We start from the raw sequence: 26,130 nt of genomic DNA, 5'->3' as shown, positions 1-26,130 counted from the left end.
CGACGAGGGGCCGCTTCGCAACCGTCGCGGTCTAACGCGCGCCGAAGGCCGCGTTCTCGAACAGATCCTTGAACTCGCGCGGCTGCGAGCGCCAGTACTGGTGAGGCGCCTTCACCCGCGCGCCCAGCTCGGCAGCCGCATGCCAGGGCCAGCGCGGGTCGTAGAGGATCGCGCGCGCCAGCGACACCGCATCGGCCTGGCCGTTGGCGATGATGGCCTCCGCATGCGCGGGTTCGGTGATGAGCCCCACCGCGATGGTCGGCAGCCCGACCTCGGCCTTGATGCGTTCGGCGAACGGCACCTGGTAGCCCGCGCCCAGCGTGATCGCCTGCTGCGGCGACACACCGCCGCTGGACACGTGGATGGCCGCGCAGCCGCGCTCCTGCAGCGCACGCGAGAAGGCGACGGTGCTGTCGAGGTCCCATCCGCCGGGCACCCAGTCGCTGGCCGACACGCGCACCCACACCGGCCGGTCGGCGGGGAACACCTCGCGCACTGCATCGAAGACTTCGAGCGGGAAGCGCAGGCGGTTCTCCAGGCTGCCGCCGTATTCGTCCTCGCGATGATTGGAGATGGGCGAGAGGAACTGGTGCAGCAGGTAGCCATGTGCCGCATGCAGCTCGATGCCGTCGATGCCAAGCCGCGTGGCGCGGCGCGCGGCGGCCACGAAGGCGTCGCGCACGCGCGCCAGCCCGGCCGCGTCGAGCGCGATCGGCGTGTCTTCGCCGGGTGCATGCGGCACGGCCGAAGGAGCCCAGGCCTTCCAGCCGCCGGGTTCGCCGGGGCGGATCTGCTTGCCGCCCTCCCACGGTGCGCGGCTCGAAGCCTTGCGCCCCGCGTGGCCGAGCTGGATGGCGATCTTGATCGGCGAGTGCGCGCGCACCGCATGGAGCACCTTCGCCAGGCCTTCCTCGTTGGCATCGGAGTAGAGCCCGAGGTCGCCGGGCGAAATGCGGCCGTCGGCCTCCACCGCCGTCGCTTCGATGATGAGCAGCCCCGCGCCGGAGAGCGCCAGGTGGCCCAGATGGATCAGGTGCCAGTCGCCCGGCGTGCCTTCGGTGGCGGAGTACTGGCACATCGGCGCGATGACGATGCGGTTGTCGATCCGCAGGGGGCCGAGCTGAAGGGGCTCGAAGAGATGGCTTCGGGGGCTGTCGCTGTCGCTGGTGCTCATGAGGGTGTGGCTCCACAGGTCCGGTAATTCTGCTGTGGAGGCGCGATCGTTGCAGCCGCCGTGGCGGAAGCCTTGCGGCTCGATGCGGTATGGATCAGGAGCGCCGCGATCACCATCGCCATGCCGGCGACCTCGCTCGTGGTGGGCAGCCGGCCCATGCCCGCGCTCATCAGCAGCGCGGAAACCGGAACGAAGTTGAGGAACGCCGTGCCCGTGACGGCGCCGAGCGCGCGCACGCCGTAGTTGAAAGCCAGCACCGAGATGGCCGAAGGCACCACGCCCACGAAGAGCAGCGCATGCCACGACAGGCGCAGCCCTTCCACGCTCGGCACCGCGGACCAGCCCAGCACCGAGGCGCCGACCGCCGCCGCCAGCAGCACGGGCCACGAGGCCAGCACCGTGAGCGCGGTGTACTCGATCACGTCGAGTTCCGGAAGGCGCGCAGCCCCGCGCGTGTACCAGACCCAGCCCAGCGTGCCGACGAAGGCGATCGCGTCGCCCATCAGCGTGCTCGCCCCGCCAGGGGAGCCCGCGCCGCCGGCCAGCAGCCCCGAGACGGTCGCCACGCCCAGCAGCGCCAGTGCGCTGGTCAGCAGGGTGGTGCGCGTGGGGCGCACGCCGTCGAGCAGCCAGCGCACGATCTGCGTGGTCATGGGTGTGGTGGCGATGATGACCGCGCCGTGCGAGGGCACCGAATGCGCCAGCCCCACCAGCAGCATGACGCTGAACACGCCGAAGCCCGCCGCGCCGCGAAGCGCCAGCGGCCCCGCATGCCGGCGCAGCTTGCGCCACGGGGCGGCGCCGCGCGGCAGTATCAGCAGCACGAAGAGCAGCGCCGACAGCGTGTAGCGGATCAGCGTGAACCACACCGGTTCGACATGGTGGAGCACGCCCTTGCTCACGAGGAACAGGGAGCCCCACCCGGAGGTGGCGAGCAGCAGCGCGGCGGTGCCGGCGATGCGTTGGCGACGGGACATGGGAAACCAGCCTTTTCTTTGCGATGGATCGATGCCCCAAGAATCGGGGCTGCGGTCCGCCATTGCCATTCGCATCTTTGGACAGGGGGCTCCAAAAAAGCGAACGGACGCATCGGGCGCCGGCGCTCACAATCGGCGGCCATGGAGCTCTACCAACTGAAGACCTTCGTCGCCATCGCCCGCGAGGGCAGCCTGACCCGTGCCGCCGAACGCGTGTTCACCAGCGCGCCGGCAGTCAGCGCCCAGCTCAGGGCGCTGGAAGACGAGCTCGGCGTGAAGCTGTTCGAGCGCACGCCGCGCGGCATGTCGCTCACCGAGGCCGGCGTGCGCCTGCTCGACGAGGCCGAGCGCACGCTGGCATCGGCCATGCGCATGCGCTCGGCGGCCGACCAGCTGCGCGGGGCGGCGCAGGGCGTGGTTCGCTTCGGCACGGTGGTCGATCCGGTCGCGCTGCGGCTGGGCGAGGTGCTGGTGACGCTGGCGCAGCGGCATCCGCAGGTGGCGCTGCAGCTGAGGCAGGGGTTGTCGTACCAGACGCTCTCGGCCGTGCAGCGCGGCGATCTCGACTGCGCCTACGTGCTCAGCGACGCGGAGCACATCGAGGGACTGGAGTTGCACCGCCTCGGCGCGGTCGACCTGGTCGTGGTGCTGCCGGCGTCGGTGGCCGAGGCGCATCCCGGCCTGTCGCTCGACGAGCTCACGAACCTGCCGTGGGTCGGCACGCCACCCTCGTGCGTCCTGCGCGTGCATCTCGAGAAGCTCTTCGCTGGCGCAGGCCGCGAATACCGCCAGGGCCGCACGGCCGATGACGAAAGCGCCATCCGCAGCATGGTCGCAAGCGGCATGGGCGCGGGGCTGATCCGGCTCGACCAGGCGCAGCAGGGCGAGCGCAACGGCGAGCTCGCGATCTGGAGCGGGTGGCGCTCGCACACCTGGCTGTGCTGGGTGGCGCCGGGCGGTGACCGGCGGGCAGTCGCGGTCGAGGCGGTGAAGGAGGCCGTGATGGAGGCCTGGGCCTGAGGCTGCGCCTCGTGCGGGGGCCGGCACGAGTGGGCATTGCCGCGGAGTTGCTGAGACAGTTGCTGAGACTCCAGGCGGCAGCGCATGGTCAGCCAGCGGTCAGGCCGCGCGCAAATTCCATGGATTGACGGGATGGCGGCCAGTGTCGCGGCCTGTCATGATTCGCGGCTGCATGAATCACGAGCCGAAGAATCCACTCGCAGATCTGTTGAACCGTGCCAGGCAGGCCCTGGCGGACCCGGCGGGCATGCTGCCTCCGGCGGCGCCGGTCACCGCCGAGGCGGGTTGCGTGGTCTTCTTCGCCATCGGCGAGGCCAGCAGCCGGGCCCGCGTGGCCTCGGGCCGGGGCTCGGACATCGAGGCCGCCTGGCGCGCCGCCGCCGATGCCGTCGCCGCGCAAGCCAGGCGCGGCGCGCAGCCTCCGCAGCGCCTTCGCGCGGAGATCGTCGACAAGGTCGTGCCGATGAGCTGGGGCGAGCTGAAGGCCAGGCTCGCGAAGACCAAGCGCAACTACTTCAACGAGGGAATCGCCTTCGACGCGCGCTTCGAGTTCGCCCTGCTCGCGCAGGAGATGCACGGCAGCGCCGTGCTCTACAACGGCGACGTGGACCATGCCGAGCCCAACACCGGCAACCTGCGGCTGCACACCAAGCGGCGCTTCGGCCGCGAGCTCGACTTTCCTTCCGACGACGCCGCGCCGGTGTGGTGCTTCACCACGCGGGCCGTGTACGTCGATGCCAAGGGCGCGTGGCCCGTCACCGCCGAGGGGCAGGCCGCGGGCTTTCGCGAACTGAGCGACTGGAACGCGCAGCAGGTTCATGCGCTGATCGATGACGCGGGCAACTACCTCGCCGCGCAGGTCAAGCCCACGGGCGAGTTCCACTACGGCTGGTTCCCCTGCTTCGACCGCACCATCCCCACCTACAACACGCTGCGCCATGCGAGCTCGACCTACGCGATGCTGGAGGCCTGGGAGCTCACGCGCAACGACACGCTGAAGGCGGCCATCGACCGCTCGCTGGCCTTCCTCGCCGGCACGCTGATCCGTCCGGCCAACCTGCCCGACGGCACGCGCGCGGCCTACCTGCTGGACATTGGCAGCGAGATCAAGCTTGGCGGCAATGCCGTGTGCCTGCTCGCGCTGGTCAAGTACACCGAGCTCACCGGCGACGAGCAATACCTGCCGCTGCTGGAGCAGCTCGCGCTGGGCATCCGCCACATGCAGGACCCGGAGACCGGCAGCTTCGTGCACGTGCTCAATGCTCCCGCGCTCGACGTGAAGGACAAGTTCCGCGTCATCTACTACGACGGAGAGGCCGCCTTCGGGCTGATGCGCCTGTACGGCCTCACACGCGACGCGCGCTGGCTCGCGGTGGTGGAGAAGGCCTTCGAGCACTTCATCGCCGCCGAGCACTGGCGCGCGCACGACCACTGGCTGAGCTACTGCGTCAACGAGCTCACGCGCTACAGGCCCGAACTGCGCTACTACCGCTTCGGCCTGCAGAACGTGGCCGGGTACCTCGACTTCGTGCTGGAGCGCATCACCACCTTCCCAACGCTGCTCGAACTGATGATGGCCGCGCGCGACATGGTGCTGCGGCTGGAGGCCGACCCCGAGCTGCGCCCACTGCTGGCCGGGCTCGACCGCGACAGGTTCGACCGTGCGCTCGAATACCGCGCGCGCTACCTCGCCAACGGCCATTTCTGGCCCGAGCTGGCGATGTTCTTCCGCAACCCGGCGCGCATCGCGGGCTCGTTCTTCATCAAGCACCACAGCTTCCGCGTGCGCATCGACGACGTGGAGCACTATCTCTCGGGCTACGTGGCCTACCACCGCATGCTGAAGGCTGGCGAGGCCGCGGCAGCGGCCGACGCTGGAGACAACAACGCCACCGGCACTGTCGCATGGGGCGGCGACGTGAACCTCTCGCGCCGCCAGCACTACCGGCTGAAGGATCTCGGCGGCGCGCACAGGATGCTCGGCGACATCGCCGCGCTGCGCGAAGCCGACCTGGGCATCGTGAACCTCGAATGCGTGGTCGCCACCGTCGGCGAGCAGGGCGTGGACAAGGGCGAGGCCGGCCCGTACTACTACCGCGCCCGCCCCGAGATGCTCGCGGTGCTGACCGAGGCCGGCATCGGCATGGTCGCCACCGCCAACAACCACAGCGGCGACTACGGCCCCGAGGCGCTGATGGAACAGCAGGCCCTGCTGCAGGCCGCGGGCATCGCCCACGCCGGCACCGGCCGCACGCTGGAGGCCGCGTTGCGCCCGGCCTTTCGCCGCGCGGGCGGCGTGCGCGTGGCGCTGTTCTCGCTCGACGCCACGCAGCCGAGCTTCGCCGCCACAGCCGCCAGTGCGGGCGCCGCCTGGCTGCCGCTCGAAGACCCCGCCGCATGGACCGCCACGCTCGCGCCGCGCATCGAGGCCGCGCGCCGCGAGGCCGACGTGGTGCTGGTTGCGGTGCACTGGGGCGCCAACCTCGAGACCGAGCCCACGCAGGCCGAGATCGCCGTCGGCCATGCCATCGTCGATGCGGGCGCGGACGCGGTGCTGGGCACTTCGGCGCACGTGCTGCAGGGCATCGAGACGTACAAGGGCAGGCCCATCCTGCACGACGCCGGCGACCTGCTGTTCGACTCGGTGCGCAACGACCTCGGGGATTCCGGCGTCTTCACGCTGAAGCTGAGCCCGCGCGGCGTGGAGGAGGTGGTGTTCACGCCCGTGGGCGTGGGCTTCGGCTTCTCGCGCCAGCTCGAAGGCGATGAAGCGCGGGCATCGAGCGAACGCTTCACCGCGCAATGCAGCGCGCTCGGCACGCGGATGAGCCCGCTGCCGGGAGGCCGCTGCGCGGTGCGCCTGTCGCCGCCCGCGCGGCCCGCGTTCCATGCGGACCCGTCCGGCGCCGGCGTCCAGGACTTCCGGCCCGCTCGCGCCATTGCGGCCCTGCCGGCGCCGCGGCCTGAGTGGCTGGTGGACGAGGTGCCCAGGGAGGCGCGCATCGCGCCGCTGCAATTCGGCCCGCTGCGCCTCGTGGGGCTGCGCTGCGTGCCCAGGCAGATCGTCGGCCGGCGCATGCTGTGGATCGAGTCTTTCTGGAGCATCGACGCTCCCGTCGCCGCCGACCTGCGCCTGCACTTCCGCGCCTTGCCGATGCGCAGCAAGCGCATGCCGCCATGGGGCGAGGGCATGGACCACGACCCCTGCGACTGGATGTGGCCCACCAGCCGCTGGGAGCCCGGGCGCATATACCGCGACCGCTACGGACTGCGTCCGCCGCGCGCCGGCCTGCTCGAAAGCGACGTGCTGCAGATCGAGGTGGCCGTGCGCGGCGAGTGGCCCGAGCTGCCGCCCGCGCGGCGCCTCACGCTGTGGTGCGGCCTGCGCGTGCCGGATCTGCCCGTGCCGCTGCCTCAGCGCCCCGCGCCCGTGCTCTGGGCCGACCGGCCCGGCGCCGGCCCGAGCCCCGCGCCCGTGTGGACCGCCGACGAACTGCAGCGCGCCACCGGCGGGCGCTGGCTGGTCGAGCCGCCACCGGGCTGGTACGCCAACTCGGTGGTGCGAGGACCGGTGCACATGGGCGTGCTACCGCAGCCCTCGCTCTTCGTCGCTTCCGACTACCGCACGCTGGCTGTGCACGAGAGCTACAGCAAGCCCAGCTCCGACAACTGGGACCGCCACCTGGAGCTGCCCCGCCTGCAGATGGCGTTGGCCGGGGCCGTGGTCGCGCACACGGTGGAAGGGCTCGATGCGGCCTTCCCGCTGCTGCAGGCCGACGACCCCATCCGCGCGATGCTCGCCATGGGCGAGGCTGCGCGGGAGCGTTTCAAGGGCCTGGTGGTGGGCGTGACCGGCACCGTGGGCAAGTCGTCCACCATCGCGATGCTGCGCGACCTGCTGCCCGAGCGAGCGCGCGTGCACACCACCGTCTACAACTACAACTCGCGCGTCGGCGTGCCCGCCACGCTCGCGAACCTCGGGCCGGACACCGACGTGTGCATCCTCGAGATGGCGCAGAGCGGCCTGTGGATGGACCGGGGCCCCATCTCGCTGATGGCCCGGCCGCACGTGGCCATCCTCACCGAGGTAGGGCTGTCGCAGACCCGGCAGGCTCCGACGCTGGAGCTCACGGCCGCCTACAAGTCGCGCATCTTCCTCGGGCTGGAGCCGGGCGGCGTGGCGATCGTGCCCGACCACATTCCCTGCCTGCGCCAGGTGGTGGACATGGCCGCGCTCACGGCCGGTGCGATCTGGGTGGTGGGCAGCGGGCCCGACGCCAATGTGCGGCTGATCGAGACCCGCCCCGAACCCGGCGGCGGCTGCCGCGTGCGCGTCGCCGCGCCGGGAGGCACCTTCGAATACCTCTTTCCGGTCGAGAGCGCGGGGCTGGTGCGCAATTCGCTGCTCGCGTTCGCGGCGCTGCTGGCCATGGGCTTCGACGGCGAGGCCGCCTGCGCGCGCATGCCGCAGGTGCGGCTGCCGGCATCGGTGATGCAGGTGCGTGCACTGCGTACGCAGGCCGGCGTGCAGGCCACGCTGATCGACGACAGCTGGAACGCCGAGGTCATGTCGATGCGCAACGCCATGGAGTTCGTGCGCAACTGGCAGCGCGCCGACAGCGGCCCGGGCGTGCTGCGCAAGATCGGCGTGCTGGGGCGCATCGTCAACCTCGACAAGGACGCCGAGGCCATGCACCGCAGCCTGGCCGCGCCGCTGCTGGCCTCGGGCATCGAGCACCTGGTGACGCACGGCAACGAGATGCGCTGGCTGCGCGAGGAAGTGCCCCCCGAGCTGCTCGGGCCGCACTTCGACGACGCCGCGCAGCTCGCGGGCTACCTCGGCGGCTTCCTGCGAGACGGCGACCTCGTGCTGGTGAAGGGCGACCGCGACCGGTCGGATTTCGGCAGCATCCCGGGGCTGCTGCAACGGCTATGAAGCTGCTGCACACGCTTCGAAGACTGCGCTTCGTGCTGCTGCTCGTGGCGCTGGCGCAGACCGCCTGCGCGCAGCGCACCGGGCCCGACGTGCCCAGAGTCTTCGCCGCCGGCGCCGACGAGGTGCTGTACTGGAACCAGCCCGCCGACCGCGCCCGCTGCCCCGACCGCAACGGCTTCCTGTGGGTGCAGGCGGCCGAGGGGCCGTCGTGCATCCGCTACTTCGCGAGCGACGACATCGACGGCGCGCGCATCGCCATCGTGCAGTTCTCTGGCGACCGCGACGGCGTGATGGACCAGGCGCCCACGCGCATCCCCGGGAACACCGAGGAGCTGCGCACGCTCGACGCGCAGCGCAGCCGCGACCGCGCGGGCGTGCCGTGGATCTTCGTGGCGCGGCCCGGCACGTACGGCTCCTCGGGCGACCACCGCAAGCGCCGCCAACTCGTGGAGTTCCACGCGCTCGATGCCGCGCTAGACGCGCTCATGCAGCGCCACCGGCTGCAGCGCATCGTGATCGTCGGCCACAGCGGCGGCGCCACGGCCGGCGCCGCGCTGCTCACGCTGGGGCGCACGCGCGTCGCCTGCGCGGTGCTCACATCCGGTGCCTACGACCTGCTGGAGCGCGCGCGCATGCTGGGCCGCTCGAAGGACGGCCGCACCGACACCACCGGCAGCACGCAGTTCTACGACCCGCTCGACCACGTGAACGGCATCGTGCGCGACCCGGCGCGGCGCATCGTGCTCATCGGCAATCGCGAGGACAGGAACACGCCCTATGCGCTGCAGGAGCGCTTCGCCGATGCGGTAGCCAAGGCTGGCCACCGCATCGAGCTGCGCACCCACGCGGCCGAGCCGCCCGACTTTCACGACCTCAAGGACCGCATCGCGCTGCACACCGCGTCGCAGTGCGCACGCGAGGCACTCTTTCCCTGATCACCACACACATGAGCAATCGAGAACAGAAAAGCAGCGTCGCATCGCGCGAGTACGGGCGCATGCCCGACGGCCGCGTGGTCACCGAGTACACCCTCGACAACGGACTCGGGCTGAGCCTGAGTGCCATCAACGTCGGGGGCATCGTCACCGCGCTGCGCGTGCCCGACCGGCACGGGCGCAGCGGCAACGTGGTGCTGGGCCTGCCCTCGCTGGCCGACTACCTGGGGCCGCATCCGCACCTCGGAACCATCGTCGGGCGCTACGCGAACCGCATCGCGGGCGGGCGTTTCACGCTCGATGGCAAGGCGTACCAGCTGGGCCTGAACAACGGCCCCAATTCATTGCACGGCGGCGCGACGGGCTTCGGCAAGCGCTACTGGGAGATCGTGCCGGTTCCGGCGGAGCAGGCGGGAAGCGACGCCATCGCCATCGAGCTGAGCTACACCAGCGCCGACGGCGAAGAGGGCTACCCCGGCGAAGTGCGGCTCACGCTGCGCTACACGCTGAGCACCAGCGCGAACACCTGGCGCATCGACTACAGCGCCATCGCCGACAAGCCCACCGTGCTCAACCTGAGCCACCACGATTACTTCAACCTCGCGGGTAGCGGCTCGGTGATGGACCACCGGCTGATGCTCGCCGCGAGCCGCTACTGCCCGGTCGACGCGACGCTGATTCCGCTGGGCACAGCCGACGTGACGGGAACTCCCTTCGACTTCCGCACCGCGACCCCCATTGGCGAGCGCATCCGCGAAGGCCACGAGCAGCTGATGAGGGCCCATGGCTATGACCACAACTGGGTGCTCGACCGCGCCAATGCCGGGCAAGGCCTCGCGCTCGCGGCCCGGCTGGAGCACGAGGCTTCCGGCCGCGTGATGGAAGTGCACACCAGCGAGCCCGGCGTGCAGTTCTATTCGGGCAACTTCCTCGACGGCAGCCTCTTCGGCAGCGCGGGCGCCAGCCTGCGACAGGGAGACGGTCTGTGCCTGGAGACGCAGCATTTCCCCGATTCGCCGAACCGGCCGGAATTTCCGTCGACGGTACTGCGGCCCGGGGAGCGCTTCCACAGCGCGACGGAGCATCGGTTCTCACTGATGGGTTGATGCCGCTCCCGCGATCGCACATGCAATCGCAGGTCAATAGAGGCTGTAGTGGTAGTCGTAGCTGCGAAACCGCAGCTGCGGCTTTCGAGGCTCGTCGAAATGGAGCTGCAGCAGATTGCGCGGGTGGGCCGTGTCGACCAGCAGCTGTTCTTCGCTTTCGGGCGACGCGGCCTGCGAAAGAGCGAGGCGCTTGAACACGTGGGTCAAGGCCGCTTCGGCCGTCTGGGGCTGGTAGTCGTCGTCCAGCAGCAGCGCGGGCTCGGCGATGTGCTCCTGGTGCAGCCAGTACCAGACACCTTCGTTCGGCGTCGCGGGCTGCGCGCCGGGGTTGCCCTGGTCTCCGGCGCTGTTGGGCGGCTCGCCGGCGACCACGCCTTGCGGGTCCCAAGCGAGGGTACCCAGGCCGTCGCCGATCTCCGCGAATACGGCCACGCTGCGGCGGTAGCGCGCCAGGACCGAAGGCGGCAGCAGCGCGCCGAGGCCGCCGTTGCCGTCGCCGTATCCGCCAAGCCCGAGCAGCAGGCCCTCGGCCGTCTGCAGGCGATGGGGCTGCAGGAAGTACGAGTTGTCGATCCGGATGTCGGCTTCGGCAAGCAGCACGCGCAGCGGGGAAGGCAGTGTGGTGCCGAGGCGGGCTTCGGCTTCGATCAGCGCGGCCTCGGCCTCGGCGTTAGTGCCGGCGGGCGGACGGGCGTTGCCGACCTCTACCAGCCCGGAGAGTTCGGCGAAGGCGCGGATGCGCTCGACCAGCGGCCTGGCGGTGTCGTAGAGAGGGTGGGAGATGCGGGCCATGTCGAGCACCGACCAGCGCCGCCTGAACGACGTGGCCTTGCCCTGGGCATCGACGTGCGATCCGCGCAGCTCGAGCCGACTCAAGTTCTCCGGCAGATCGAACACCACCGAAGGCCGTTTCTTCAGCCCTGGCAGCGTGGCCGTGTGCTCCAGCCTCGCGATGGCCTTGCCATCCGCCAGCACGTCGGCATTCACCTGCTCGCCGACCTGGAGCCATGGATGGATGCCTGCACGCCCCTTCGCCGCGTGCAGAAGCGGTGCGTCTCTCGCGAAGACTTTGGAAAGGAGATTGCCGATGTAAGAAGAAAGAAGCGCTGCCATGTTCGATGTGTGGATATCGCCGCCCGGGAGTCGATGCGCGGGTGCCGCGCAGCAGGACGCCGAGTATCGTTTCACGAAACTCCCGCACGCACTTCACCTCGACTTCACCGCGCGTGGGCACACTGCGTCCCGACAGCGGTTCGGCGCTGGTAGAGGCAAAAAAAGAGGGGGAGGGAAACCGCTCAGGGACCGCCTCGATGCCAGCCGCTGTCGCCATTCAACCGGCGTGTTCAAGGCCCTGCGGCCTTGAACACCGCCACCACCCCAAGCTCCAAAGCTCCCGCCGTCAGGCCTTCGACGACAGGCGCCGCCGCGCCTTGACCGCGGACGCCAGCCCTTCGAGCACCGGCACCGTCTGCGCGAAGCCGATGCAGGCATCGGTGATCGACACGCCGTGCTTGAGCGGCACGCCGGGCTTCAGGTCCTGCCGTCCCTCTTCCAGGTGGCTTTCGATCATGATGCCCGTGATGCGCCGTTCGCCGCCCGCGATCTGCGCCGCCACGTCTTCGGCCACCACGATCTGGCGCTGGTGCTGCTTGCTGCTGTTGCCGTGCGAGACGTCGATCATCACCTGCGGGCGCAGGCCGTTGGCCAGCAGCGCCTCGCAGCTGGCGGCGACGTCGGCGGCCGAGTAGTTGGGCGCCTTGCCGCCGCGCAGGATCACGTGGCAGTCGTCGTTGCCGCGGGTCTCGAAGATCGCGGACATGCCCATCTTGGTCATGCCCATGAAAGCGTGCGGGGCGCGCGCGGCGAGGATGGCGTCGGCCGCGACCTTCACGCTGCCGTCGGTGCCGTTCTTGAAGCCCACGGGGCAGCTCAGGCCCGAGGCCAGCTGACGGTGGCTCTGGCTTTCGGTGGTGCGCGCGCCGATGGCGCCCCAGGCGATCAGGTCGGCGATGAACTGCGGGCTCAGCAGGTCGAGGAACTCGGTGCCGGTCGGCAGGCCCAGCGTGGTCAGCTCCAGCAGCAGGCGGCGCGCGCGCTCCAGCCCTTCGTTGATCGCGAAGCTGCCGTCCAGGTGCGGGTCGTTGATGTAGCCCTTCCAGCCGACGGTGGTGCGCGGCTTCTCGAAGTAGGCGCGCATCACGATGATCAGGTCGTCCTGCAGCGAGTCTGCGACCTTCTTCAGGCGCTGCGCGTACTCGATGGCCTGGTCGTGGTCATGGATGGAGCAGGGGCCGACCACCACCACCAGCCGGTCGTCGCGATCGTGCAGCACGTCGGCGATCTCCGTACGGCTGCGCTCGACCAGCGCCAGCGTGTTGTCGCGCACCGGCACGCGCTCCTGCAGCAGCGCGGGCGTGATGAGCGGACGGACCGCGCCGATGCGCACGTCGTCGATGCGGGTGGTGTCGAGCGTGCTGTCGCGGGAGCCGATTTCGGCGTCGTGGAGGGGGTCGTCGAGGCGGGGCATGGTCGTTGATGCAGTTTCCGGTGGATGCCTCGATTGTCCCCTCGTCGCGACGCCGGCCTTGCGGGGGGCTGCTCAGCCCGCGAACAGGGCGGCCGGCACGCCCGGGCTGTCGATGCGGGCCCTGAAGAGCCCGCCTGCCAGCGGCTCGGCCGCCTCCTGCTCGGGCGTGAGGCCGTTGCGGGCGGTCGTGATGTAGAGCGTGCGCATGTCGGCGTCGCCGAAGGCGCAGTCGGTGACGTGGCTCGCGGGTATGGCGATGCGGCACAGCTCGGCCGCGCTCACCGGATCGTGGCAGGTGACGCAGGAGCCGCCCCAGTGCGCGATCCACAGGCGCCCGGCCGCGTCGGTGGTCATGCCGTCGGGCAGTCCGTCGGGTTTGGGAAAGCGATGCCACACGCGGCGGTTCGACACGGTGCCCGCTTCCATGTCGAAGTCGTAGGCGTACAGGTTGTTCAGCACCGTGTTGTTGAAGTACATGGTGCGGCCGTCGCCCGACCAGGTCGGGCCGTTGGTCACCTCGAAGCCGTCGTCGTGCTTGGTGCAGCGGCCGCCGGCGTCGTAGCGGTAGAGCGCGCCGGTGGGCGCCTTGCAGTCGAAGTCCATGCTGCCGGCCCAGAATCGGCCGCGCGCGTCGCACTTGCCGTCGTTGAAGCGGTTGCCGGTGCGTTCGGGCTCGGGCTGGTGCAGGTACTGCGGTTTGGCTTCGTCGCCGGGCGCGGTGGTGTCGAAGAGCGCGAAGCCGCGGCGCAGCGTGATGAAGAGGCCGGGTGCCGATGCGCGCTCGGCGATGGCGGTGATCTCCTCGTCGAAGTTCCAGGTGCGCTGCGCGCCGGTGGCCGGGTCGTAGCGGAAGAGGCGCGGCGTGAGGATGTCGATCCAGTACAGCGCCTGCTCGCGCTGCGACCACATGGTGCCTTCGCCGAGGTTGGCGCCTGCCGGCCAGATGCACTCGGCCTGGCCGATGACGGAAGGAGAGGGAACGGGGCTGCTTGTCTCTTTGCTCATTGGTCTTTCTTCTTTCCTGTTCGTGTCTGTCTTCTTGACGCGGCGGATCGTATCAAGGCATATTGATAACCGAAATCGAAAATCACGACATCAATTGATATTCATATTGCAATGTCATGAGATGCCCACCCCGGAGACTTTTCTTGAATTCCCCCCAGTTTTCCATTCATCCCAGCCTCAAGGGCCGCACCGTGTTCGTCACCGGCGGCGGCAGCGGCATCGGCGCGGCCATCGTCGCCGCGTTCGCCGAACAGGGCGCGCGCGTGGCCTTCGTCGACATCGCCGAAAGTGCCAGCGCGGCGCTCGCGCGGCAGATCGAAGAGGCGGGCCATGCCGCGCCGTGGTGGCGCGCCTGCGACGTGCGCGACATCGCCGCGCTGCAGAAAGCCATTGCCGATGCGGCGGCCGAGCTCGGCGACTTCGCGGTGCTGGTCAACAACGTGGCGAGCGACGACCGCCACACGCTCGAATCGGTCACGCCCGACTACTACGACAACCGCATGGCCATCAACGAGCGGCCCGCGCTCTTCGCGATCCAGTCGGTCGTTCCGGGCATGAAGCGCCTGGGCTTCGGCTCGGTGGTCAACCTCGGCTCCACCGGCTGGCAGACCAAGGGCTCGGGCTATCCCTGCTACGCGATCGCGAAGTCGTCGGTGAACGGTCTCACGCGCGGCCTGGCGGTGGATCTGGGCCGCGACCGCATCCGCATCAACACCGTCTCGCCCGGCTGGGTGATGACCGAGCGGCAAGTGAAGCTGTGGCTCGACGAGGAGGGCGAGCAGTCGCTCAAGCGCAACCAGTGCCTGCCCGACAAGCTGATGCCGGAAGACATCGCGCGCATGGTGCTGTTCCTGGCATCGGACGACGCGAAGATGTGCACGGCCCAGGAGTTCACGGTCGACGCCGGTTGGACCTGAATCCAACAGCCGAACGCAGAAGAAATACAAAAACTACGCAGAAGTCGCAGAAGAGACCGAAACCATTTTTTGGGTTTCCTTCTGCGACCTCTGCGAAACCTTCGCGCCCTCTGCGTCCGGCTGCCCGATCCCGTATTTCCTCAGTCGATCTCCATCTCCAGCTTGCGCCCGTAGACGCTGACGCTCGCCGTTTTCAGCGCCTTCATCATCACCTTCGCCGCCGGTGACGGCAGCCGGTCGGTGCGCGTGATGATGCCGAAGGCGTCCATGTGGCAGGGCATGTCCAGCGGCAGCAGCGACACGATGCCGTGCGAGGCGTAGTAACGCGCCACGTCGGTCGCGAGCACCGCCACCATGTCGCTCTGCTGCAGCATGCGCGTGATGAAGAGCAGGGCCGAGCTCTCGATGGTGTTGGTCGGCGGCGCAAGGCCTTCCTCCTGGAACATCAGCTCGAAGCGGTGGCGCAGCACGCTGCCTGCGGGCGGCACGATCCAGCCGGCGCCCACCACGTCGCGCAGCGTGAGGCCGCTCACGCCCAGCAGCGGATGGCCGGGTCGTACCAGCGCGCACACGGGTTCCTCGCTCAGCGCCTCGTAGCGCAGCTGCGACTTGTCGTGCTCGGCGAAAAGGCGCGCCACCAGCATGTCGAGCTTGCCTTGCTCCAGCCGCTCGATCAGCACCGGGCTGGTCTCGATCTCCAGCGACACGCGCAGGTCGGGGTGTTCGCGCTTCACCATCGCCACCGCAGGCGGCATCAGCGTGAGGCCGGGCGCGGTGATGGCGCCCACGCTCACCTGGCCGAAGCGGCCGGCCTTCAGCGCGGTGAGCTCGTCGTGCGCCTGGTTCAGGCTCGCGAGCGCGACGCGGGCGTGGCGGATCATGGTCTCGCCGTACCAGGTCGGGCGCATGCCGCGCGGCAGGCGCTCGAACAGCGGCACCTCCAGCACGTCTTCCAGGTCCTTCAGCAGCTTGGAGGCGGCCGGCTGCGTCATGTTGAGCACCTGCGCCGCGCGGTGGATGTTGCCCTCCTCGGACAGCGCCACGAGCAGCAGCAGCTGCCGGGTCTTGAGGCGGGCGCGGATGAACCAGTGGTTGTAGTTGGTCATGTCTCCGGGCTTTAAACAAAGGACTGATCGGGTTTTCCAGAATCCGGCGATCGATATCCATTTTGCTTAAAAAACGATTGGATTGATATCAAATCTGTTTCTAGACTCCGGGCATTCCAAGAACAACAGAGACAAGGTCCAGGCCCCGGTGATCCACGGCGAGCTCCATCAGAACGTGCGGCAGTACATCAACGGCCGCTGGGAAACCAGCGCGACCACCGGTGTGAGCGCCAATCCTTCGGACACCAGCGAAGTGGTGGCCGAGTACGCACGTGCCGATCGCCGCCAGGCCGAGGCGGCCATCCGCGCCGCCACGGAAGCCTTTCCGCACTGGAGCCACAGCACGCCGCAGCGGCGCGCAGACGTGCTCGACCGCATCGGCACCGAGCTGCTCGCGCGCAAGGACGACCTGGGCATGCTGCTGGCGCGCGAGGAGGGCAAGACCCTGGTCGAGGCGGTGGCCGAAGTGGCTCGGGCCGGCCAGATATTCAAGTTCTTCGCGGGCGAGGCACTGCGCGGCGGTGGCGGCGAGAACGTGGCCTCGGTGCGCGCGGGCGTGCAGGTCGACGTCACGCGCGAGCCGGTGGGCGTGGTGGGGCTCATCACGCCGTGGAACTCGCCCTTCGTGGTGCCTGCATGGAAGATCGCGCCCGCGCTGGCCCATGGCAACAGCGTGGTGTTCAAGCCGGCCGAGCTGGTGTCGGGCTGCGGCTGGGCGCTGGCGGAGATCATCAGCCGCGCCGCATTGCCGGCGGGTGCCTTCAACCTCGTGATGGGCAGCGGCCGCGAAGCGGGGCAGGCGCTGGTCGACAGCCCGCTGGTCGATGCGCTGAGCTTCACGGGTTCGATGGCCAACGGCGAGCGCATCCTGCAGGCGGCCGCCACGCGGCGTGCCAAGGTGCAGCTGGAGACCGGCGGCAAGAACGCGCTGGTGGTGCTGGCCGATGCCGACCTCGACCGCGCGGTCGATTGCGCGGTGCAGGGCGCGTATTTCTCCGCCGGGCAGCGCTGCACCGCGTCGAGCCGGCTCATCGTCGAGTCGGCGGTGCACGACGCCTTCGTGGCGAAGCTGCGCCAGCGCCTGAAGACGCTGAAGATCGGCCACGCGCTGGAGCGCGGCGTGGACATCGGCCCGGTGGCCGACGAAGACCGCCTCGCGCAGGACCTCGCCTGGGTCGACACCGCACGCGAGGAGGGCGCCGAGCACGTCTGGGGCGGCGAGGCGCTGGAGCGCGCCACCGCCGGCCACTACATGAGCCCCGCGCTCTTCCTGGCGAAGCCCTCGCACCGCATCGCGCGCGAGGAGATCTTCGGCCCGCTGGCCTGCGTGCTGCGCGCCGACGACTACGACGAGGCGCTCGCGCTGTGCAACGACACGCCCTTCGGCCTGTGCGCGGGCATCTGCACCAATTCGCTGAAGCACGCGATGCATTTCAGGCGCCATGCCGTGGTCGGCATGACGATGGTCAATCTGCCGACCGCGGGGGTGGACTTTCACGTGCCCTTCGGCGGCCGCAAGGGGTCGGGCTACGGGCCGCGCGAACAAGGGCGCCACGCCGCGGAGTTCTACACGACGGTGAAGACCGGCTACATGCTGGCCTGAGCCGGACGGGGTTCTTTTCAGTTTCGTTTTTCATCACCCACGCCAACCGGCATTCCTCGAATCATCAAGAAGGAGACATCCCATGACCATGAATCGCCGCACCCTCAATACCGCCCTGGCCGCCGCCGCGCTCGGCGGGCTTCTGCCCGCTTCCGTGCTCGCGCAGAAGAAGCTCGTGCTCGGCTTCGCACAGGTGGGTGCCGAGAGCGAATGGCGTACCGCCAACACCGAGTCGATCAAGTCCTCGGCCAAGGAGGCGGGCATCGAGCTCAAGTTCTCCGACGCGCAGCAGAAGCAGGAAAACCAGATCAAGGCCATCCGCTCGTACATCGCGCAGAAGGTGGACGTGATCGCCTTCTCGCCGGTGGTCGAGTCGGGCTGGGAGACCGTTCTGCGCGAAGCCAAGGCCGCGAAGATCCCGGTGGTGCTGACCGACCGTTCCGTCAACACCAAGGACGACTCGCTCTACGTGACCTTCATGGGCTCCGACTTCACCGAGGAAGGCCGCAAGGCCGGCCGCTGGCTGGTGGAGAAGATGAAGGACCAGAAGGGCGACGTGAACATCGTCGAGCTGCAGGGCACCGTGGGCTCGGCACCGGCCATCGACCGCAAGAAGGGCTTCGAGGAAATCATCAAGGCCGACCCGAAGTTCAAGATCATCCGCTCGCAGACCGGCGATTTCACGCGCGCCAAGGGCAAGGAAGTGATGGAAGCCTTCCTGAAGGCCGAGGGCAAGAAGATCAATGTGCTGTACGCGCACAACGACGACATGGCCATCGGCGCGATCCAGGCCATCGAGGAAGCCGGCCTGAAGCCCGCGAAGGACATCGTGATCATCTCCATCGACGGCGTGAAGGGCGCGTTCGAAGCCATGATCGCCGGCAAGCTCAACGTGTCGGTCGAGTGCAGCCCGCTGCTCGGGCCCCAGCTCATGCAGGCCGTGAAGGACATCAAGGACGGCAAGACGCTGCCCAAGCGCATCGTGACCGTCGAGAGCATCTTCCCGATGGAAGTCGCGGCAAAAGAGTTCCCCAATCGGAAATATTGAGTACTCCCCAGGCTTCGCGCACTTCGTGTCGCTTCGCCAACCCCCTCGACGGGGGCAACACCTGCGGCCGGGCAAAGCCGGTTCCGCGGTGTTCCCCCAAAGGCCATTCCCATTGAAAGACGGATTTACTAGCACCATGAAACGCAACTTCCTCAAGGCATCGCTGGCCGGCATCGCACTGGCCATCGTCGGCTTCGCTCCGCTGGCCAACGCGCAGGACAAGGGCCTGATCGCCATTTCCATGCCCACCAAGTCGTCGGCGCGCTGGATCGCCGACGGCGCCAACATGGTCAAGTACTTCAAGGACAAGGGCTACAAGACCGACCTGCAGTACGCCGAAGACGACATCCCCAACCAGCTCGCGCAGATCGAGAACATGGTGACCAAGGGCTCGAAGGTGCTGGTCATCGCGGCCATCGACGGCACCACGCTGTCGGACGTGCTGCAGAAGGCGGCCGACAAGGGCGTGAAGGTCATCGCCTACGACCGGCTCATCAAGGGCTCGAAGAACGTCGACTACTACGCCACCTTCGACAACTTCCAGGTCGGCGTGCTGCAGGCGCAGTCGATCGAGGCGGCGCTGGGCCTGAAGAGCGGCAAGGGCCCGTTCAACATCGAGCTCTTCGGCGGCTCGCCCGACGACAACAACGCCTTCTTCTTCTACAACGGCGCGATGTCGGTGCTCGACCCCTACATCAAGAGCGGCAAGCTGGTGGTGCGCAGCAAGCAGATGGGCATGGACAAGGTCGGCACGCTGCGCTGGGACGGCGCGGTGGCGCAGGCGCGCATGGACAACCTGCTGTCGGCCTTCTACACCAAGGACCGCGTCGATGCGGTGCTGTCGCCGTACGACGGCCTTTCCATCGGCATCCTCTCGTCGCTCAAGGGCGTGGGCTACGGCTCGGCCTCGCAGCCGATGCCGGTGGTGTCGGGGCAGGACGCGGAAATCCCCTCGGTGAAGTCGATCCTGCGCAAGGAGCAGACCTCGACCGTGTTCAAGGACACGCGCGAGCTGGCCAAGGTGACGGTCGCCATGGTGGACGCGATGCTTTCGGGCAAGACGCCCGAGGTGAACGACACCAAGACCTACAACAACGGCATCAAGGTCGTGCCTTCGTACCTGCTCAAGCCCGTGAGCGTGGATGCGTCGAACTGGAAGCAGGTGCTGGTGGACAGCGGCTACTACAAGGAAAGCCAGATCAAGTGAGCATGCAGGGCAGCAGCGACGGTGCCGGCGCCATCCTCGAGATGCGCGGCATCACCAAGACGTTCCCCGGCGTGAAGGCGCTGAGCAACGTCAACCTCAGCGTGCGCGCCGGGGAGATCCACGCGGTGGTCGGCGAGAACGGCGCGGGCAAGTCGACGCTCATGAAGGTGCTGAGCGGCGTCTACCCGTGCGACTCGTACACCGGCGAGATCTTCTTCGAGGGCGAGGAGCGCCGCTTCAGGGGCATCGCCGACAGCGAGAAGCTCGGCATCATCATCATCCACCAGGAGCTGGCGCTGGTGCCGCTGCTGTCCATCGCCGAGAACATCTTCCTCGGCAACGAGATCGCCAGCGGCGCGGGCGTGATCGACTGGTTCGCCGCCTATGCGAAGACGCGCGAGCTGCTTGCCAAGGTAGGCCTGAAGGAGCCGCCCACCACGCTGGTGACCGACCTGGGCGTGGGCAAGCAGCAGCTCGTCGAGATCGCCAAGGCGCTGGCCAAGGAGGTGAAGCTGCTGATCCTCGACGAGCCCACCGCCAGCCTCAACGAGAACGACAGCGACGCGCTGCTGATGCTGCTGCTGGAGCTCAAGCGCCAGGGCATCGCGTCGATCCTCATCTCGCACAAGCTCAACGAGATCGCCAAGGTGGCCGACTCGATCACCGTGCTGCGCGACGGTGCCACCGTGGAGACCATGGACTGCCGCGGCCAGCCCATCAGCGAGGACCGCATCATCCGCGGCATGGTCGGGCGCGACATGGCGCACCGCTATCCGCAGCGCGACCCGAAGATCGGCAGCACCGTGTTCGAGGTGCGCGACTGGCGCGTGCACCACGCGCTGCACGCCGACCGCGAGCAGATCAAGGGCGTGAGCCTGAACGTGCGCCAGGGCGAGATCGTCGGCATCGCGGGCCTCATGGGCGCGGGCCGCACCGAGCTGGCCATGAGCATCTTCGGCCGCTCCTACGGCCAGCGCACCAGCGGCTCGGTGTTCATGCACGGCAAGCCGGTGGACGTGAGCACGGTGCGCAAGGCCATCGACCAGGGCATCGCCTACGTCACCGAAGACCGCAAGGGGCTCGGGCTGGTGCTTGAGGAAGACATCCGCAAGAACATCAGCCTCGCGAACCTGGATGCGATTGCCGACAAGTCGGTGATCGACCATGGGCGCGAGTTCAAGGTGGCCAACGAGTACCGCAAGGCGCTCAACATCCGCTGCTCGGGCATCGAGCAGCTGGTGGTCAACCTTTCAGGCGGCAACCAGCAGAAGGTGGTGTTGAGCAAATGGCTCTTCACGAAGCCCGAGCTGCTGATCCTCGACGAGCCCACGCGCGGCATCGACGTGGGTGCCAAGTACGAGATCTACACCATCATCGACAGGCTTGCCAGCGAGGGCAAGGGCATTCTCATGATTTCTTCCGAACTGCCGGAGCTGCTCGGCATGTGCGACCGCATCTACGTGATGAACGAGGGGCGATTCGTCGCCGAGTTTCCGGCTTCAGAAGCCTCTCAGGAGCGCATCATGCATGCCATCGTGAGTTCGGGGAGTTCCGTCCATGTCGCATCCTGAAGTCAACGTGGCGAAGCCGGCGGTGCCGGTACAGGAGGGCGCGGCCGCGAAGCTGCACGCCGGCTTCCTGAAGAACAACCTGCGCGAATACGGCATGCTGATCTCGCTGGTCGCGATCATGGTGCTGTTCCAGGTGCTGACCGACGGCACGCTGCTGCGGCCGCTGAACCTGACGAACCTGCTGCTGCAGAACAGCTACGTGGTCATCATGGCGCTGGGCATGCTGCTGGTGATCGTGGCGGGGCACATCGACCTGTCGGTGGGCTCGGTGTGCGGCTTCATCGGCGCGCTGGCGGCGGTGCTGATGGTGGAGTACGACTGGCACTTCGTGCCGACGGCGCTGGTGAGCATCCTCGCGGGCGCGGTCATCGGCGCTGCGCAGGGCTGGTTCGTGGCCTTCCGCAAGATCCCGTCCTTCATCGTCACGCTCGCGGGCATGCTGGTGTTCAAGGGGCTGACGCTGGCGCTGCTGGCGGGGCAGTCGGTGGGGCCGTTTCCTGTGGAGTTCCAGCGGCTGAGCTCGGGCTTCATTCCCGATCCGCTGGGCGGCGACGCCTTCCGCACCACCTCGCTGATCGTGGGTGCGCTGGCCGCCGTGGCGCTGGTGTTCTTCAAGATGCGCGGGCGCGCCAAGCTGGCGGCGCACGGCATGGAGCAGGAGCCCTACGCCTTCTTCCTGGTGAAGAACCTGTTCTTCGCGGCCATCATCCTGTTCTTCAGCTACCTGCTGTCGACCTACAAGGGCCTGCCCAACGTGCTGATCGTGATGGCGGTGCTGATCGTGGTGTACGACTTCGTCACCAACCGCACCACCGTCGGCCGGCGCATCTACGCGCTGGGCGGCAACGAGAAGGCGGCTCGGCTGTCGGGCGTGAAGACTCAGCGGCTGGCCTTCCTCACCTTCGTGAACATGGGCGCGCTGGCGGCGCTGGCCGGCCTCGTGTTCGCGGCGCGGCTCAACACGGCCACGCCCAAGGCCGGCCTGGGCTTCGAGCTCGACGTGATCGCGGCCTGCTTCATCGGCGGCGCTTCGGCCTCGGGCGGCGTGGGCAAGGTGATGGGCGCGGTGATCGGCGCCTTCATCATGGGCGTGATGAACAACGGCATGTCGATCCTCGGCATCGGCATCGACTACCAGCAGGTCATCAAGGGACTGGTGCTGCTGGCGGCGGTGTTCATCGACGTCTACAACAAGAACAAGTGACGGGCAGCACATGGCAGACGCAAGCGCCACCAGCCCCGTTCTCCAGCTCCGGGGCATCCACAAGCAATTCGGTGGCATCCCGGTGCTGCGCGACGTGCGGCTCGACCTGTATCCGGGCGAGATCCACGCGCTCATGGGGCAGAACGGCGCTGGCAAGTCGACGCTGATCAAGGTGCTCACGGGCGTGCTGCCGTCCAGCGGCGGCGAGATGCTGCTCGAGGGCAAACCGATCCGTGCGCATTCGCCGCTGGAGGCGCAGAAGCTCGGCATCAGCACCGTCTACCAGGAAGTGAACCTGTGCCCGAACCTCTCGGTGGCTGAGAACGTGTTCGCCGGGCGCTATCCGCGCAAGGGCGCGGCGCAGGGCTTTCGCATCGACTGGGCCGCGGTGAACCGGCGCGCCGAGGAACTGCTGGCGCGCATCGGGCTCGACATCGACGTGACCCGGCTGCTGTCGAGCTACTCGGTGGCTGTGCAGCAGATGGTGGCCATCGCACGGGCACTGGGCGTGTCGTCGAAGGTGCTGATCCTCGACGAGCCCACCTCCAGCCTCGACGACGACGAGGTCGAGAAGCTCTTCGACGTGCTGCGGCGGCTGCGCGCCGAGGGGCTCGCCATCGTCTTCGTGACGCACTTCCTCAACCAGATGTACGCGGTGTCGGACCGCATCACGGTGCTGCGCAACGGCGCATGGATCGGCGAGTGGAAGGCGGCCGACCTCGGGCCGCAGGCGCTGATCGCGGCGATGCTCGGACGTGAGCTCGCGGCGCAGTCGGCACGGCCGGCCGCGCTGCCTTCGTTCGACGAGGCCGCGCCTGCGCTGCTGCAGATCGAGGGGCTCGGGCAGGCGGGCCAGCTGCAGGCGACCGACCTGCGCGTGCGCGCGGGCGAGGTCGTCGGCATCGCGGGCCTGCTCGGCGCCGGCCGCACCGAACTCGCGCGGCTGCTGTTCGGGCTGGAGACGCCGGACCGCGGCGTGCTCAAGGTCGACGGCCGCAGCGTGAGCTTCTCGAATCCGGCCGACGCGATCCGCGAAGGGCTGGCGCTGTGCCCGGAGGAGCGCAAGACCGACGGTATCGTCGCCGAGCTGTCGGTGCGCGAGAACATTGCGCTGGCGCTGCAGGCCAGGCTGGGCACGAGGCGCTTTCTCTCGCATGCCGAGCAGACGGCGATGGCGGAGAAGTTCGTCGCGTCGCTCGGCATCAAGACGGCGAGCGTCGAGACGCCGATCGGGCTGCTTTCGGGCGGCAACCAGCAGAAGGCCGTGATCGCGCGCTGGCTCGCGACCGAACCGCGCCTGCTGATCCTCGACGAGCCCACGCGCGGCATCGACGTGGCGGCCAAGCAGGAGATCATGGAAGAGATCCTGCGGCTCGCGAAGGCGGGCATGGCGGTGATCTTCATCTCCTCGGAGATGAGCGAGGTGGTGCGCGTGGCGCATCGCATCGTGGTGCTGCGCGACAGGAAGAAGGTGGGCGAGTTGCCGGGCGGCTCGACCGAGGACGAGGTGTACGAAATGATTGCGGCGACGTGATGGCGACCCTGTTTTCGTGTTGTCCCCTCTCCCGCTTGCGGGAGAGGGCTAGGGTGAGGGCATCGGCTTTCGAAAAGCAAGGTGCTCCGGTTCAGGCCACACCCTCACCCCAACCCTCTCCCGCAAGCGGGAGAGGGGGCAAGACCGCCTCGGTGGAGCAACTGTCATGACCAACGCCGAAAACAATCGCTTGGCGGCTGCGATGCGCCATCGCCTCGCCTGGCCCATCGTCACGCTGCTGCTCCTGCTCGCAGTGAACACCGCCTTCAACGCCAGCTTCCTGCACCTCGAATGGCGCGACGGCCATCTCTACGGCAGCCTCGTCGACATTCTCAACCGCGCGGCGCCGCTGGTGCTGGTGTCGCTCGGCATGACGCTGGTGATCGCCACCCGTGGCATCGACATCTCGGTGGGCGCCGTGGTGGCCATCGCAGCTGCGCTCGCGGCCTGGATGATCGGCGGCTCGGTGTCCAGCGACACGAGCCGCTTTCCGATGCCGCTCGCGATCCTCGCGGCCATCGGCATCGCGCTGGTGTGCGGGCTGTGGAACGGCCTGCTGGTAGCCAAGGTGGGCATGCAGCCGATCATCGCGACGCTGATCCTGATGGTGGCGGGGCGCGGCATCGCGCAGCTGATCGCCGACGGGCAGATCATCACCATCTACTACAAGCCCTTCTTCTTCCTCGGCAGCGGCTACCTGCTGGGGCTGCCGTTCTCGCTGTTCATCGTGGCGGCGGTGTTCGCGCTGCTGTACCTGGCGATCACGCGCACGGCGCTGGGGCTCTTCATCCAGGCGGTGGGCATCAACCCGACGGCGGCACGCGTGGCGGGCGTGCAGGCGCGGCGGCTGATCGTGGGCGCGTATGCGTTCTGCGGCGCCTGCGCGGGCGTGGCGGGGCTTCTCATCAGCTCCAACGTGAAGAGCGCGGACGGCAACAACGCGGGCCAGCTCATCGAGCTCGACGCGATCCTCGCGGTGACGCTGGGCGGCACCGCGCTCACGGGTGGGCGCTTCAGCCTCGTGGGCAGCGTGATCGGCGCGCTCATCATCCAGACGCTTACCTACGCGATCTACTCACTGGGCGTGCCGCCCGAGATCAACCTCGTGGTGAAGGCGGGCGTGGTGTTCGTGGTGATGCTGCTGCAGTCGCCGGAGTTCAGGTCGCAGGTGCGCACGCTGGTGCAGCGGCCGGTGCATGAAGGAGGACGGGCATGAGCGCGGTGATCGAGGCTGCACCCTCACCTCAACCCTCTCCCGCGCGCGGGAGAGGGGGCAAGAGGGGGCTCAATCCCAAGTACCTGCCATTGGCGGCGACCGTCTCGCTGTTCGTGCTGGTGGCGACGCTGGGCTCGGTCTTCTACGACGGCTTCTTCTCGGCCCAGGTTTTCCTCAACCTGCTGATCGACAACGCCTTCCTCATCGTCGTGGCGGTGGGCATGACCTTCGTGATCCTCTCGGGCGGCATCGACCTGTCGGTGGGCTCGGTGATCGCGCTCACCACCATGGTGTCGGCCTCGCTGGTGGAGAAGCACGGCTGGAGCCCCGGCATCGTGATTCCGCTGGTGCTCGCGATGGGCACGGCGTTCGGCGCCTTCATGGGGGTGCTCATCGAGCGCTTCAGGCTGCAGCCCTTCATCGTCACGCTCGCGGGCATGTTCCTGGCGCGCGGGCTTTGCTACCTCATCAGCATCGATTCGATCAGCATCACCAACGAGTTCTACTCCGAGGTCTCGCAGATCCGCATTCCAGTGTGGGGCGAGGCCTCGGTGTCGATCAGCGCGGTGATCGCCATCGCGGTGCTGCTGGCGGCGATCTTTCTCGCGCACTGCACTCCGTTCGGGCGCGCGGTGTACGCCATCGGCGGCAGCGAGCAGTCGGCGGTGCTCATGGGCCTGCCGGTGCGCCGCACGCTCATCGGCGTGTACACGCTCTCGGGCTTCTGCTCGGCGCTGGCGGGCGTGATCTTCACCTTCTACATGCTCTCGGGCTACGGCCTGCATGCGGTCGGGCTGGAGCTCGACGCCATCGCGGCGGTGGTGATCGGCGGCACGCTGCTCACCGGCGGCGTGGGCTACGTGGCGGGCACGCTCTTCGGCGTGCTGATGCTGGGCATCATCCAGACGCTCATTTCCTTCGACGGCACGCTGAGCTCGTGGTGGACGCGCATCGTCGTCGGAGCGCTGCTGTTCGTGTTCTGCCTGCTGCAGCGCTTCTTCACGTCGCGCACGCCACGGCGCTGACCTTCTTTTTTTCTCCCTT

The 26,130-nt window shown here is 68.4% G+C and carries 19 protein-coding genes; 13 read left to right on the top strand and 6 right to left on the bottom strand.

Annotated elements, in window-relative coordinates:
• Positions 1–31: 31 nt before the first annotated feature.
• Positions 32–1,174: an NADH:flavin oxidoreductase/NADH oxidase gene (locus ACAM57_RS26605; RefSeq protein WP_369659526.1), complete on the bottom strand. Its 1,143-nt coding sequence runs from the start codon at positions 1,172–1,174 to the stop codon at positions 32–34.
• Positions 1,171–2,151 (bottom strand): DMT family transporter, encoded by a 981-nt coding sequence (locus ACAM57_RS26600; protein WP_369659525.1) that lies wholly within the window; start codon positions 2,149–2,151, stop codon positions 1,171–1,173. Before ACAM57_RS26600 ends, ACAM57_RS26605 begins: the two co-directional genes overlap by 4 nt.
• 141 nt (positions 2,152–2,292) lie before the next feature.
• Here ACAM57_RS26600 and ACAM57_RS26595 point away from each other — a divergent pair, with 141 nt between their 5' ends.
• The 4 genes from ACAM57_RS26595 (at position 2,293) to ACAM57_RS26580 (ending at position 10,148) form a co-directional block, all read left to right on the top strand.
• Complete coding sequence (locus tag ACAM57_RS26595) at positions 2,293–3,171, top strand: LysR family transcriptional regulator (RefSeq protein WP_184634916.1); 879 nt, start codon at positions 2,293–2,295, stop codon at positions 3,169–3,171.
• Between the two features lie 157 nt (positions 3,172–3,328).
• The gene (locus tag ACAM57_RS26590) at positions 3,329–8,107 is read left to right on the top strand and encodes a CapA family protein (protein ID WP_369659524.1); all 4,779 of its coding nucleotides are present in this window, start codon (positions 3,329–3,331) and stop codon (positions 8,105–8,107) included.
• Positions 8,104–9,042 (top strand): alpha/beta hydrolase family protein, encoded by a 939-nt coding sequence (locus ACAM57_RS26585; RefSeq protein ID WP_369659523.1) that lies wholly within the window; start codon positions 8,104–8,106, stop codon positions 9,040–9,042. The genes ACAM57_RS26590 and ACAM57_RS26585 overlap by 4 nt, the downstream gene beginning before the upstream one ends.
• 11 nt (positions 9,043–9,053) lie before the next feature.
• Positions 9,054–10,148 carry an aldose epimerase family protein gene (locus ACAM57_RS26580; protein WP_369659522.1) on the top strand — a complete coding sequence of 365 codons (1,095 nt, stop codon included), beginning with the start codon at positions 9,054–9,056 and terminating at the stop codon, positions 10,146–10,148.
• A gap of 33 nt (positions 10,149–10,181) precedes the next feature.
• On the opposite strand, the gene ACAM57_RS26575 is transcribed toward ACAM57_RS26580, so the two are convergent.
• The 3 genes from ACAM57_RS26575 to ACAM57_RS26565 all read right to left on the bottom strand — a co-directional run bounded on the left by ACAM57_RS26575 (position 10,182) and on the right by ACAM57_RS26565 (position 13,680).
• Entirely contained in the window at positions 10,182–11,261 is a 1,080-nt protein-coding gene (locus ACAM57_RS26575; protein ID WP_369659521.1) for a hypothetical protein, read from the bottom strand.
• A gap of 286 nt (positions 11,262–11,547) precedes the next feature.
• Positions 11,548–12,675, bottom strand: coding sequence for a 3-deoxy-7-phosphoheptulonate synthase (locus tag ACAM57_RS26570; RefSeq protein WP_369659520.1), 1,128 nt, complete (start codon positions 12,673–12,675; stop codon positions 11,548–11,550).
• Positions 12,676–12,747: 72 nt separating this feature from the next.
• Complete coding sequence (locus ACAM57_RS26565; protein WP_369659519.1) at positions 12,748–13,680, bottom strand: SMP-30/gluconolactonase/LRE family protein; 933 nt, start codon at positions 13,678–13,680, stop codon at positions 12,748–12,750.
• 143 nt (positions 13,681–13,823) lie between these two features.
• Between ACAM57_RS26565 and ACAM57_RS26560 the strand changes: the two genes are divergently transcribed.
• Positions 13,824–14,597 carry an SDR family NAD(P)-dependent oxidoreductase gene (locus tag ACAM57_RS26560; protein ID WP_369659518.1) on the top strand — a complete coding sequence of 258 codons (774 nt, stop codon included), beginning with the start codon at positions 13,824–13,826 and terminating at the stop codon, positions 14,595–14,597.
• Positions 14,598–14,737: 140 nt separating this feature from the next.
• On the opposite strand, the gene ACAM57_RS26555 is transcribed toward ACAM57_RS26560, so the two are convergent.
• Positions 14,738–15,703, bottom strand: coding sequence for a LysR family transcriptional regulator (locus tag ACAM57_RS26555; protein WP_369659517.1), 966 nt, complete (start codon positions 15,701–15,703; stop codon positions 14,738–14,740).
• A gap of 148 nt (positions 15,704–15,851) precedes the next feature.
• Here ACAM57_RS26555 and ACAM57_RS26550 point away from each other — a divergent pair, with 148 nt between their 5' ends.
• The 8 genes from ACAM57_RS26550 to yjfF all read left to right on the top strand — a co-directional run bounded on the left by ACAM57_RS26550 (position 15,852) and on the right by yjfF (position 26,111).
• A complete protein-coding gene (locus tag ACAM57_RS26550; RefSeq protein ID WP_369659516.1) occupies positions 15,852–17,306 on the top strand; it encodes an aldehyde dehydrogenase family protein in 1,455 nt (484 codons plus the stop codon).
• Positions 17,307–17,388: 82 nt separating this feature from the next.
• A complete protein-coding gene (locus ACAM57_RS26545) occupies positions 17,389–18,354 on the top strand; it encodes an ABC transporter substrate-binding protein (protein ID WP_126025643.1) in 966 nt (321 codons plus the stop codon).
• 136 nt (positions 18,355–18,490) lie between these two features.
• Entirely contained in the window at positions 18,491–19,561 is a 1,071-nt protein-coding gene (gene chvE, locus ACAM57_RS26540; RefSeq protein WP_184634931.1) for a multiple monosaccharide ABC transporter substrate-binding protein, read from the top strand.
• A 2-nt stretch (positions 19,562–19,563) separates the two neighbouring features.
• Positions 19,564–21,132 carry a multiple monosaccharide ABC transporter ATP-binding protein gene (gene mmsA, locus ACAM57_RS26535; RefSeq protein ID WP_369662482.1) on the top strand — a complete coding sequence of 523 codons (1,569 nt, stop codon included), beginning with the start codon at positions 19,564–19,566 and terminating at the stop codon, positions 21,130–21,132.
• On the top strand, positions 21,119–22,336 hold the full coding sequence (gene mmsB / locus ACAM57_RS26530) for a multiple monosaccharide ABC transporter permease (protein ID WP_369659515.1): 1,218 nt from the start codon (positions 21,119–21,121) through the stop codon (positions 22,334–22,336). The genes mmsA and mmsB overlap by 14 nt, the downstream gene beginning before the upstream one ends.
• 10 nt (positions 22,337–22,346) lie before the next feature.
• Positions 22,347–23,870 carry a sugar ABC transporter ATP-binding protein gene (locus ACAM57_RS26525; RefSeq protein WP_369659514.1) on the top strand — a complete coding sequence of 508 codons (1,524 nt, stop codon included), beginning with the start codon at positions 22,347–22,349 and terminating at the stop codon, positions 23,868–23,870.
• Positions 23,871–24,036: 166 nt separating this feature from the next.
• Positions 24,037–25,086: an ABC transporter permease gene (locus ACAM57_RS26520; RefSeq protein ID WP_369659513.1), complete on the top strand. Its 1,050-nt coding sequence runs from the start codon at positions 24,037–24,039 to the stop codon at positions 25,084–25,086.
• Complete coding sequence (gene yjfF, locus ACAM57_RS26515; RefSeq protein ID WP_369659512.1) at positions 25,083–26,111, top strand: galactofuranose ABC transporter, permease protein YjfF; 1,029 nt, start codon at positions 25,083–25,085, stop codon at positions 26,109–26,111. The genes ACAM57_RS26520 and yjfF overlap by 4 nt, the downstream gene beginning before the upstream one ends.
• The last annotated feature ends 19 nt before the right edge of the window (positions 26,112–26,130 follow it).

Source organism: Variovorax sp. V15, assembly GCF_041154425.1.
Lineage (GTDB): Bacteria > Pseudomonadota > Gammaproteobacteria > Burkholderiales > Burkholderiaceae_C > Variovorax > Variovorax guangxiensis.
This window is presented reverse-complemented; position numbering and strand designations above follow the sequence as displayed.